Source organism: Polaromonas sp. (assembly GCF_010365105.1).
In the GTDB taxonomy this organism is placed as follows: domain Bacteria; phylum Pseudomonadota; class Gammaproteobacteria; order Burkholderiales; family Burkholderiaceae_C; genus Polaromonas.
In genome coordinates this window covers 1-11,002 of the sequence record NZ_JAAFGZ010000060.1, presented here as the reverse complement: position 1 = coordinate 11,002, position 11,002 = coordinate 1, and the positions used below count along the sequence as shown (strand labels likewise).

At 61.4% G+C, this 11,002-nt stretch carries 9 protein-coding genes and 1 pseudogene; 2 read left to right on the top strand and 8 right to left on the bottom strand.

Annotation, left to right across the window (positions count from 1 at the left end):
• Positions 1-660 precede the first annotated feature (660 nt).
• The 8 genes from GZ092_RS20950 to GZ092_RS20915 all read right to left on the bottom strand — a co-directional run bounded on the left by GZ092_RS20950 (position 661) and on the right by GZ092_RS20915 (position 9,377).
• Complete coding sequence (locus tag GZ092_RS20950; protein ID WP_293639245.1) at positions 661-1,119, bottom strand: hypothetical protein; 459 nt, start codon at positions 1,117-1,119, stop codon at positions 661-663.
• Positions 1,120-1,318: 199 nt separating this feature from the next.
• Positions 1,319-2,272, bottom strand: a complete 954-nt coding sequence (locus GZ092_RS20945; protein ID WP_293639243.1) for a nitronate monooxygenase family protein — start codon at positions 2,270-2,272, stop codon at positions 1,319-1,321.
• Between the two features lie 103 nt (positions 2,273-2,375).
• Positions 2,376-4,166: an acyl-CoA dehydrogenase gene (locus GZ092_RS20940; RefSeq protein WP_293639241.1), complete on the bottom strand. Its 1,791-nt coding sequence runs from the start codon at positions 4,164-4,166 to the stop codon at positions 2,376-2,378.
• A 95-nt stretch (positions 4,167-4,261) separates the two neighbouring features.
• Complete coding sequence (locus tag GZ092_RS20935; protein ID WP_293639240.1) at positions 4,262-5,194, bottom strand: electron transfer flavoprotein subunit alpha/FixB family protein; 933 nt, start codon at positions 5,192-5,194, stop codon at positions 4,262-4,264.
• 93 nt (positions 5,195-5,287) lie between these two features.
• A complete protein-coding gene (locus GZ092_RS20930; RefSeq protein ID WP_293639239.1) occupies positions 5,288-6,037 on the bottom strand; it encodes an electron transfer flavoprotein subunit beta/FixA family protein in 750 nt (249 codons plus the stop codon).
• Positions 6,038-6,232: 195 nt separating this feature from the next.
• Positions 6,233-7,555, bottom strand: coding sequence for a mechanosensitive ion channel domain-containing protein (locus GZ092_RS20925; protein WP_293639248.1), 1,323 nt, complete (start codon positions 7,553-7,555; stop codon positions 6,233-6,235).
• 35 nt (positions 7,556-7,590) lie between these two features.
• Entirely contained in the window at positions 7,591-8,412 is an 822-nt protein-coding gene (locus GZ092_RS20920) for an enoyl-CoA hydratase (protein WP_293639238.1), read from the bottom strand.
• 11 nt (positions 8,413-8,423) lie between these two features.
• The gene (locus GZ092_RS20915; RefSeq protein WP_293639237.1) at positions 8,424-9,377 is read right to left on the bottom strand and encodes a histone deacetylase family protein; all 954 of its coding nucleotides are present in this window, start codon (positions 9,375-9,377) and stop codon (positions 8,424-8,426) included.
• A 41-nt stretch (positions 9,378-9,418) separates the two neighbouring features.
• On the opposite strand from GZ092_RS20915, the gene GZ092_RS20910 reads away from it, so the two are divergent.
• Entirely contained in the window at positions 9,419-10,339 is a 921-nt protein-coding gene (locus tag GZ092_RS20910; protein ID WP_293639236.1) for an AAA family ATPase, read from the top strand.
• A 20-nt stretch (positions 10,340-10,359) separates the two neighbouring features.
• Positions 10,360-11,002 (top strand): annotated as a pseudogene (locus GZ092_RS20905) (DUF58 domain-containing protein); the annotation flags it as partial.

Genomic DNA, 11,002 nt, shown 5'->3' with positions numbered 1-11,002 from the left:
CTTCCCAGTGGCTGCGCCTACTCTTTCACCTCTCAAATTTGCATCTTCGCAAAGCCACTAATTCACCACTTTCTGGATTGTGCAAGTGGCTCATGTTGTTTGTTTTCTTGCCAGACGTAAATCCGAAGATGCAGTCAACAGGTCAGACCGGCAGCGGGCCAACTCGACTAACCCGATGTGGCGCCCAATACGTGGCGACCACGGGCAACGAATGGAGCCCCGCTGAGCGGTTCGTATCTGGGTCCGCACTGAAAATCAAGTGCAACAAGGCCGTCTGTAGATGTGCAGTCTGTTCCTCGTTCGAGCATCCTTGGCCGATCACGTCATTGCAGGAAAACCGTTATTCCAAGAAAGAAAAATATTGAAGACCGCTACTTGACTTTGTGGGAAGTCCCTGTAGCCGGGTTAGCACAAGCACCAAGCTCAACTGCTGGGCACTGGCCTAAACCGACGGGACTATGAAAAGTAGAGCTGACCGCGCTACTGCCACAAGCGTTGGGGCCCGATTTGGCACTTAAACTGCTCCCACCACGGGAACCGCGAACGTCAACGCAATGGCGAGAAGAAAGATAAAGCGCGGGATTAACCATGGGAAAGATTATTGCGACAGGCTAACGCTAGAGTTAAGCGGCGACGAAGCCGTCCGCCTTGAACGAGATGTTAGACGCCAAAGATCACCGATGCCCGGTTGGCGAGCTTGAATTGCTCAAACTCGTGCTGGTGTGCAAAGCGATCAGAACGCCGTGGACGAGCAGATGGATCGGTATACATGTAAAGGTGAAGGCCGCGAGTAGGTTGCTGTTGCGCATGAGCAATCAAATCCGTAGGTGACAAAAACCAAATGCTCTCGCTCGAAAGATCTACGAGTGCGATGTAATCAGCTGGACAATTGTGTGGAACCCACCAGTCAAGTGCAAACTTACCAGTGCCTCCGCCTGGCTTGGCCCGCAGATTAGTCTTGACTTGTACAGTAATTGGATGGGGTAGAGCTGGTGAGTAGCTGACCAAATCAATGCCGGTATCGGTGCTCAGTGGTGCGGATTCGATGCCGCGCAGCAAGAGCTGGTACTGAACCAGCAATTCTCCACACTTTCCTATTTGAGCTGTGGCTAAAGACATATTCCAGTGGCTTCTAACGTGTATTAGGCAACACAACGCCACCCAACAATTTCATTCTAAATTCTGAAATATTAATTTTCTGTTTATTTTCAACGACTTATAAAATCGAAAGCTAGTTAGGAAAACCTAAAATTTAGCGGATGAGAAGTGCCTCAACTCATCCCACCGCCAAAACTCAAAGTTGGCGAAAACTCCCAATTCAACCCAGCAACCGCTCCCGCGCCTCTTCATACTCCCGCTTCAACTGCGCCACATAATCAGCCGTTTTTTGCACCTTGCTGACTGCGCCAATGCCCTGCCCGCAGCCCCAGATGTCTTTCCAGGCTTTGCTCTTGTCGCCGCCAAAGTTCATCTTGCTCGGGTCGCTTTCGGGCAGGTTGTCGGGGTCCATACCGGCGGCGCGGATCGACGGAGCCAGGTAGTTGCCGTGTACGCCGGTGAACAGGTTGCTGTAGACGATGTCGTCGGAATTGCTTTCGACAATCGCCTGCTTGTAGGCGTCTGACGCCCGGGCTTCTTCGGTGGCGATGAAGGCTGAGCCGATGTAGGCAAAGTCGGCGCCCATGGCTTGGGCGGCCAGCACGCCGCCGCCGGTCGAGATCGAGCCGGACAGCGCCACCGGGCCGTCGAACCACTGGCGGATTTCCTGGATCAGGGCAAACGGGCTTTTCACGCCGGCATGGCCGCCTGCGCCGCAGGCCACGGCGATCAGGCCGTCGGCGCCTTTTTCAATTGCCTTGTGGGCGTGCTTGTTGTTGATGATGTCGTGCAGCACCACACCGCCCCAGCCATGCACGGCCTGGTTCAGGTCTTCGCGCGCGCCCAGCGAGGTGATGATGATGGGCACCTTGAAGCGGGCGCACACTTCCAGGTCGTGTTCCAGCCGGTCGTTGCTTTTATGGACGATCTGGTTGATGGCATACGGCGCAGCAGGCTTGCCAGGATTCGCCAGGTTCCAGGCGGCCAGCGTCTCGGAGATTTCGGCCAGCCAGTCTTCAAGCTGCGCAGCCGGGCGCGCATTGAGCGCGGGCATGGAGCCGACGACGCCGGCTTTGCACTGCTCGATGACGAGCGTGGGGTTGCTGATGATAAAAAGCGGCGAGCCGATGATGGGCAGCGGCAAATGATTCAGGGCGCCGGGAAGTCTGGACATGGTTGTCTCCGTTGTCGTTGTTTATTTTTAAGCAAAAAACAGCCTATGCGCACGGCTGGCGTGCGCAGTCAGCTATTTATTCAGTAGCAGAACCCAAGCGCGCTTAAAACGCGTCGAGTGCCAGCGCATTCACGCTGTCAGCGCCTTCGACGATGCTGTCGCGCATGCCGGGCACTTTGGTCAGCAGGTGGTCGGCGTAGAAGCGCGCGGTGGTGATCTTGGCCTGCATGAAAGCCGTATCAACGCCCTGCGCCAATTGCTCTTGCGCCACCAGCAGCGAGCGCGCCAGTTGCCAGCCGGCGACCACGTTGCCGGCCAGCATCAGGTAAGGCACGCTGCCCGCAAACACGGCGTTCGGGCTGGTTTTGGTGTTGGCGGCGACGAACTCAACCACATCGACGAAGGCTTCACGCGCGGCTGTCAGGCGCTTGGCCACGGCCAGTGCGTCGGGACTGCCTTGGGCAAGCAATTCGGCTTCGGTGGCTTCGATTTGGGCGGCAATGCCTTTGGCGATCTGCCCGCCGTCGCGGGCGGTCTTGCGGCCAATCAAATCGTTGGCCTGGATGGCGGTCGTGCCTTCGTAAATCGTCAGGATTTTCGAGTCGCGGTAATACTGCGCAGCGCCGGTTTCCTCGATGAAGCCCATGCCGCCATGCACCTGCACGCCGAGCGAGGTGACTTCCTGGCTCATCTCGGTGCTGTAGCCCTTGACCAGCGGCACCATGAATTCATAGAACGCCAGGTTCTGCTTGCGCACTTCGGCATCGGGGTGGTGATGCACGGCGTCATAGGCAGCCGCAGCGACGGCGGCCATGGCGCGGCAGCCTTCGGTGTAGGCGCGCATGGTCATCAGCATGCGCTTGACATCGGGGTGGTGAATGATGGAAACGCTGGCCTTGACCGAGCCATCGACCGGGCGGCTTTGCACGCGGTCCTTGGCGAAGATCACGGCTTTTTGATACGCCTGCTCGGCCATCGCGATGCCCTGAACGCCAACGGCGTAACGCGCCGCATTCATCATGATGAACATGTATTCGAGGCCGCGATTTTCTTCGCCGACGATGTAGCCGACCGCGCCGCCGTGGTCGCCAAACTGCAGCACGGCCGTGGGCGAGGCCTTGATACCCAGCTTGTGCTCGATGCTGACGCAATGCACGTCGTTGCGCGCACCCACCGAGCCGTCAGCATTGACCATGAATTTCGGCACGACAAACAGGCTGATGCCCTTGACGCCTTCCGGTGCGCCGCTGGCACGGGCCAGCACCAGATGGACGATGTTCTCGGCCATGTCGTGTTCGCCGTAGGTGATGTAGATCTTGGTGCCAAACACCTTGTAGCTGCCATCGGCCTGCGGTTCGGCGCGGGTGCGCACGGCGGCCAGGTCAGAGCCGGCTTGCGGCTCGGTCAGGTTCATGGTGCCGGTCCACTGGCCGCTGACCAGCTTTTCAAGATAGACCGCTTTCAGGTCGTCGGAGCCGGCCGTCAGCAATGCCTCGATGGCGCCGTCGGTCAGCATCGGGCACAGCGCAAAGCTCATGTTGGCCGAGTTGAGCATTTCGCCGCACATGGCGCCAATGGTCTTGGGCAGGCCCTGGCCGCCAAAATCAGCCGGATGCTGCAGGCCTTGCCAGCCGCCTTCAGCGTATTGCTTGAAAGCTTGCTTGAAACCCGGGGTGGTGGTGACCACGCCGTCTTTCCAGGTGGACGGGTTTTTGTCGCCTTCCCAGTTCAGTGGCGACAGCACGCCTTCGCTGAACTTGGCGCATTCTTCAAGCACGGCCTGCGCGGTGTCGAACCCGGCGTCTTCAAACCCCGGAATCTGCGCAATCTGGTCGATGCGGGCCAGATGCTGGATGTCAAACAACATGTCTTTAAGAGGCGCTTTGTAGCTCATTTCATTTCTCCAGTGAATCAGCAGTTGCCCGGCAGTCCAGGCAGTTCAGATAAAAAAAAGGCGTCCATCAAGACGCCCTTGTGAGGGGTTTTGCCTTAAAGCGCGGCAACCAGTTCCGGCACGGCGGTGAACAGGTCGGCTTCCAGGCCGTAATCAGCGACGCCGAAAATCGGTGCTTCGGCGTCCTTGTTGATCGCCACGATGACCTTGGAGTCCTTCATGCCGGCCAGGTGCTGGATGGCGCCCGAAATGCCGATGGCCACATACAGCTGCGGCGCAACGATCTTGCCGGTCTGGCCGACTTGCCAGTCGTTGGGGGCGTAACCGGCATCGACCGCCGCGCGCGAAGCACCCAGTGCGGCGCCCAGCTTGTCGGCCAGCGGCTCCAGCACTTCATGGAATTTCTCGCTCGAACCGAGTGCCCGGCCACCGGAGACGATGATCTTGGCGGCGGTCAGTTCAGGCCGGTCGCTCTTGGCGATTTCGGCGCTGACGAAGCTGGACTTGCCACTGTCGGCCACGCCGTCCACGGTTTCGACGCTGGCCGAGCCGCCGGTAGCCGCAGCCGCATCAAAGCCGGTCGTTCGCACGGTGATGACCTTGACGGCATCCAGGCTTTGCACGATGGCAATGGCGTTGCCGGCGTAGATCGGGCGCTCGAAGGTATCGGCCGCATCGACCTTGGTGATGTCGGAAATCTGGCCGACATCGAGCAGCGCGGCCACGCGCGGGGCAATGTTCTTGCCCGACGCCGTGGCCGGAAACAGGATGTGCGAATACGCGCCAGCCATGCCCACCACCTGCGCGGCCATGTTTTCAGCCAGGCCGTGGGCGAAGTGTTCGCCTTCGACGTGGATGACTTTCGAAACGCCGGCTATTTTGGAGGCAGCCTCGGCGGCGGCCTGGGCGCCCTTACCGGCCACCAGCACATGCACATCGCCGCCGCACTGGCTGGCGGCGGTCACGGTGTTGAAGGTGGCAGGCCGGATGCTGGCGTTGTCGTGTTCTGCAATTACAAGAGAGGTCATTGAGGTCTCCATCATTCCCGCGAAGGCGGGAATCTAGGGTTTTTGGAAAAAACTTGGAATCCCCGCCTGCGCGAGGATGATTTGCGTTTCGCGTCAGATCACTTTGGCTTCGTTCTTGAGCTTGTCCACCAGCGCGGCGACGTCGGCCACCTTGATGCCGGCGCTGCGCTTGGGCGGCTCGCTGACCTTCAGGGTCTTCAGGCGCGGGGCCACATCGACGCCCAGATCGGCCGGCTTGACGTTTTCCAGCGTCTTTTTCTTGGCCTTCATGATGTTGGGCAGCGTGACGTAGCGCGGCTCGTTAAGGCGCAAGTCGGTCGTGATGATGGCCGGCAGTGTGAGCGACAGCGTTTCCAGGCCGCCATCGACTTCGCGCGTGACCTTGGCCACGCCGTCAGCGACTTCCACTTTGGAGGCAAACGTCGCCTGGCCCCAGCCTAGCAGGGCCGCGAGCATCTGGCCGGTCTGGTTGCAGTCGTCGTCGATAGCCTGCTTGCCGAGGATCACCAGTTGGGGTTGCTCTTTGTCCACCAGCGCCTTGAGCAGCTTGGCCACGGCCAGCGGCTGCAATTCTTCTGCGGTTTCGACCAGGATGGCCCGGTCGGCGCCGATGGCCATGGCGGTGCGCAGCGTTTCCTGGCACTGCAGCACGCCGCAGGACACGGCGATGACTTCAGTGGCCACGCCTTTTTCCTTGAGCCGCACGGCTTCCTCGATGGCGATCTCGTCAAACGGGTTCATGCTCATCTTGACGTTGGCGATGTCAACACCGCTGCCGTCGCTCTTGACACGGACCTTGACGTTGTAATCGACGACGCGTTTGACAGGGACCAGGATTTTCATGACGGGGCTCCAAAAATTGTTGATTGACGTTGACGTAAACGTAAGCTCTGCATTTTATGCCGGGGCACCCGGGGTGCCGTGCGGCCGTCCTGCAAAATAAAAGCGTATCTTGCCGCAGAAGCAAAAAAGAACGACCGTTCTTTTTAATTATAAAGGCCATCCTGACCCAAATTAGAGCACTTACTCCAGCAGCGGTCATTCAGGCACCGGCGGGGCGCTAACAGGGACGGCGGCCGGTTGTGACACTTCATGGCTGGGGTCTGCCCGGGTGTGAATCACCCGCTGCGGATAAGGAATGTCGATATGGTGCGCGCGCAGTGATTTGAGGATGGCCAGGTTGATCTTCGAGCGCACGTTTTGCTGGCCGTTTTCGGGATCGCAAATCCAGTAGTTCAGCGTGAACTCCAGACCATCGGCGCCAAAATTGGTCAGGTTGACGCCCGGCCCCGGCTCCGGCAACACGCGCTCCTGCGCCAGTGCCGACTCGGTCAGCAGGCGCATCACCAGTTCCTCGTCGCTGTCATAGCCGACCGACACCACGGTGGACTGCAGCACCTGGGTATCGCTCAGCGACAGGTTTTCGATGCGGTTGATGATGAACATCTCGTTCGGCACGATGGATTCGCGCCCGGACGGCGCGCGCACCACGGTGTACCTGGCATTGATGTCGGTGATGCGGCCTTCAAAGTTGTCCACGCGGATGTTGTCGCCGATGCGCACGCTGCGTTCGGCCAGCATGACAAAGCCGCTCACATAGTTGGAGGCGAGCTTTTGCAGGCCAAAACCCACGCCGACGCCAATGGCGCCGCCCAGCACCGACAGCGCCGTCAGGTCGATGCCGACGGACGATAGCGCCAGCAGCAGGCCGACGAACATCAGCGTCGCGCGGGTGGCGTTGCTCACCGCCTTGCGCAGTGACAGTTCGCCGCCAGTGGCCGAGCGCAGCAGCCGGCTTTCAATCGCCGACGAAATCCAGAGGGTGATCAGGAGCACGACGCCGGCCGTCAGCGCGCCCTGCAGCAAGGTGCGCACCGACAGCAGCGAGCCGCCGACCTTCCACTTGATGCCGTCCAGCTCGTCCAGGATGATGGGCAAGAGGCCGCTGACCCAGAGCACCATCAGCGCCCAGGCCAGCCAGGAAAAGGTGCGCTCCAGCGCCCGCACCACCGGCGCATTCTTGAAGGCGACCTGCAGCACCTTGACGCTCAGGCGTATTGCCAGCAACGCCAGCAGCACCGGAATGGCCAGCCTGAACAGGGCCAGCGGAAACACCTGCGCCAGCAGCGTCTGCGCGACATACGCCAAGGTCAAGAGCAGCAGCGGAAACAGCACGCCATCGACAATGCGCCGGCCAAACAGGATGGACGCGTCGTGCGCCACATGCTGCGTCCGGCTCAACAGGCGTGCCCCCAGCCAGGCGAGCAGCACGCAGGCCATCAGCGATGCCAGTTCAATCAATGCGTTGGGCTGGGTGATGGCTTGCAGCCAGGCGTCCAGGCTGTCCAGGGGCAACGGCACGCCAGTGGCAGCTGAAACGGGCGACTCTGCCAGGCTCACGGTGCTGGCGCTGGTGCTGGAACCGGCCACTGCGGTTTTCGTTTTTCGATGAAGGCCTGCACGCCCTCTTGCGCGACGGGATGCATCATGTTGCAGGCCATGCTCTGGCCGGCCAGCTGGTAGGCCGCTTCAATGCCGGTTTCACGCTGCTGGTAAAACAGCGCCTTGCCCATGGCGACGGCTTCGCGCGGCTTGGCCAGTATTGACAGCACCATTTTTTCAACCTCGTCGTCGAGCGCTTCCAGCGGCACGACGCGGTTGATCAGCCCCCGTGCACAGGCCTCGTCGGCGCTGATGAAGCCGCCGGTCAACAGCATTTCCATGGCCTGTTTGGGCAGCATGTTGCGCACCAGCGGCACGCTGGGCGTGGCGCAGAACAGGCCCACGTCAATGCCGTTGACGCCAAAGCTGGCGCCGCTGGTGGCCACGGCCAGGTCGCTTTGCGCTACCAACTGGCAACCGGCGGCCGTCGCCAGGCCCTGCACCCGGGCAATCACCGGCACCGGCAGTTTCTGGATCGACAGCATCATGCGGCTGCACTGGGTAAACAGCTTCTGGTAATAGGCCATTTCCGGCTGGGCACGCATTTCCTTGAGGTTGTGGCCGGCGCAAAAGGCCTTGCCGTTGGCCGACAGCACCACGATGCGGGCCGATTCGTCCAGCGCAATGGCGTCAAGCGCCGACTGCAGCGCGGCCAGCATGTCCTCACCCAGCACATTGAAAGCTGCCGGCCGGTTCAAGACCAGGCGGTGAACGCCGCGCTCGTCGCGGGTATGCAGCAGCGGCGACGAAACGTCGGCCAGGGAAATGACGTTCATGACAAAAATTCCTATAAATCAGCCAGCACGCGGATGTGTGCCTCGACGCTGCGGCCCAGCGCGCCGTGGCTGTAGCCGCCTTCCAGGGAGGAGACGATGCGGCCTTTGGCATGGCGGTCGGCAATCTGCTTGATGCGTGCGGTGATCCAGGCGAAATCCTGTTCGGTCAGGTTCATCTGGCCGAGGTCGTCATCGCGGTGGGCGTCAAAACCGGCGCTGATGAAGATCATTTCCGGCTTGAAGTCTTCCAGACGGGGAATCCACATCATGTCGATCAGTTCGCGAATGTCCATGCCCCGGGTATGGGCCGGCACCGGCAGGTTGAGCATGTTGGGCGCATCGCTGTCGGCGCCGCTGAACGGAAACAGCGGGTGCTGGAAAAAGCTCACCATCAGGATGCGCTCGTCGCCCTGGATGATGTCGGCCGTGCCGTTGCCGTGGTGCACGTCAAAGTCGACAATCGCCACGCGCTTGAGGCCATGGCGCTCCAGCGCGTACTTGGCGGCAATGGCAATGTTGTTGAAAAAGCAGAATCCCATGGCCTTGCCCCGCTCGGCATGATGGCCCGGCGGCCGCACGGCGCAAAAGGCATTGGCCATTTCGCCGGCCATGACGCTGTCGGTGGCCGCAATGGCCGCGCCTGCCGCGCGCAGGGCAGCGGGCCAGGTGTGGACATTCATCATCGTGTCGGGGTCGATCTGCACATGGCTCGGGCCGCCGGCCACGATGTCGTCGGCCAGCTGGTCGCCCAGGCCGCGGATCGCCGCCACCAGCATGCGGTCGTGCGCCAGTTCGATGTCGCCGATGGCCGCGAGTGGTGCTTCCCGGCGCTCCAGCAAATCGGCCAGGCCGCACGCCTGGAGCTGGCGCTCGATCGCCTCCAGCCGCTCGGGGCATTCGGGATGGCCGGGCCCCATTTCGTGCTTCCAGCAGTCGGTGTGGGTGAAATAGCCGGTTTTGTTCATGATGAGTAAATCATGTTAAAAATTACGTTATGGTCCAAAGCATGCATGTGAAAGAAAAACTCCGGGCGCTGCTGAATCAGCTTAACACGGTGATTGTGGGCAAGACCGCCCATGTCAGCGACTGCGTGGCCTGCCTGCTGGCGGGTGGCCACCTGCTGATCGAAGACGTTCCAGGCGTCGGCAAGACCACGCTGGCGCATGCGTTGTCGCGCTCCTTCGGGCTGCAGTTTTCACGCGTGCAGTTCACCGCCGACCTGATGCCCAGCGACCTGTCGGGCGTGTCGATCTACGAGCGGCAAAAGGAAAGCTTTGTGTTCCACCCCGGGCCGATGTTTGCCCAGGTGCTGCTGGCCGACGAGATCAACCGCGCCAGCCCCAAGACGCAGAGCGCGCTGCTGGAGGCCATGGAAGAAAAGCAGGTGACCATCGAAGGCCAGACGCGCCCGCTGCCATTGCCGTTTTTCGTCATTGCCACGCAAAATCCGCATGACCAGCTGGGCACCTACGCCCTGCCCGAGTCGCAGCTTGACCGTTTTCACATGCGGATTTCACTGGGTTACCCCGACCGCGCCGCCGAACGCGAACTGCTCAAGGGCGCCGACCGGCGCGAGATGCTGGATGCCCTGCCGGCCATGCTGGCGCCGCACGAGCTGCTGGAATTGCAGCAACTGGTCCAGCAGGTGCACGCCGCCGAGCCGCTGCTCAATTATTTGCAGGATTTGATCGCCGCGACCCGTTCGGGCCACTGGTTTTTGCAGGGGCTGAGCCCGCGCGCCGGCATTGCCATCATGCGGGCAGCCAGGGCGCAGGCCTTTTTGAGCGGCCGGGATTACGTCGCTCCCGACGACATTGCCGCCATCCTGCCGCAGACCGCCGCGCATCGGCTGGTGCCAGTGGGCAGTGCCGGGCGGGGCGCGATCGAGCAGGTGCGCGCCATGCTCGACGCTGTGCCGCTGCCTTGAGTCGCCGTCCTGCTCTTTTCATGGCCGCGTTCGCCGTTCTTCTCAAGCCGTTGTCGTTTGCCAGGACACGGCTTCGGCGTTGGTTCGAAGCCCGCCTGCCGCTGGCCGACAGCGTGACGCTGACGCAGCGGACGGTTTACATTTTGCCGACGCGCCCCGGCCTGATGCTGTTCCTGACGTTGTTGGTGCTGCTGGTCGCCTCGATCAACTACCAGCTCAACCTGGGCTACCTGCTGACGTTTTTGCTGGCCGGAACGGCGCTGGTCGGCATGCATGTATGCCACGGCACGCTGCGCGGCCTTGCCATGAATTTAATAGCGCCTCACGCCCACTACGCGGGTGCAAGCACGGCTTTTGACATCAAACTTACGAATGCGCGGCGCTCCGTGCGCCACGGTATCGGCCTGAGCCTGCTGGACCCGCAGGCCGTCGATGGCCAGCCAGGCACCGGGCGGCATTGGGCCTGGACCGACGTGCCGGCGCAAGGCAGCAGCCTGGTGCAGGTGGCTTTCACACCGCAGCGGCGCGGCCTGCACCGCCTGCCGACGCTGACGGCCGAAACGCGTTTTCCGCTGGGCACCTTCCGCGTCTGGACGGTCTGGCGGCCCGCCGCGCAGGTCATGGTGTACCCCGCGCCCGAGGCCAGCCCGCCGCCCCTGCCGC

What these genes read in the sequence shown, in the direction of transcription:
- GZ092_RS20950 (WP_293639245.1), bottom strand. Translation starts at nt 1,119, where the DNA reads ATGTCTTTAGCCACAGCTCAAATAGGAAAGTGTGGAGAATTGCTGGTT.
- GZ092_RS20940 (WP_293639241.1), bottom strand. Translation starts at nt 4,166, where the DNA reads ATGAGCTACAAAGCGCCTCTTAAAGACATGTTGTTTGACATCCAGCAT.
- GZ092_RS20930 (WP_293639239.1), bottom strand. Translation starts at nt 6,037, where the DNA reads ATGAAAATCCTGGTCCCTGTCAAACGCGTCGTCGATTACAACGTCAAG.
- GZ092_RS20910 (WP_293639236.1), top strand. Translation starts at nt 9,419, where the DNA reads ATGCATGTGAAAGAAAAACTCCGGGCGCTGCTGAATCAGCTTAACACG.
- GZ092_RS20945 (WP_293639243.1), bottom strand. Translation starts at nt 2,272, where the DNA reads ATGTCCAGACTTCCCGGCGCCCTGAATCATTTGCCGCTGCCCATCATC.
- GZ092_RS20920 (WP_293639238.1), bottom strand. Translation starts at nt 8,412, where the DNA reads ATGAACGTCATTTCCCTGGCCGACGTTTCGTCGCCGCTGCTGCATACC.
- GZ092_RS20935 (WP_293639240.1), bottom strand. Translation starts at nt 5,194, where the DNA reads ATGACCTCTCTTGTAATTGCAGAACACGACAACGCCAGCATCCGGCCT.
- GZ092_RS20915 (WP_293639237.1), bottom strand. Translation starts at nt 9,377, where the DNA reads ATGAACAAAACCGGCTATTTCACCCACACCGACTGCTGGAAGCACGAA.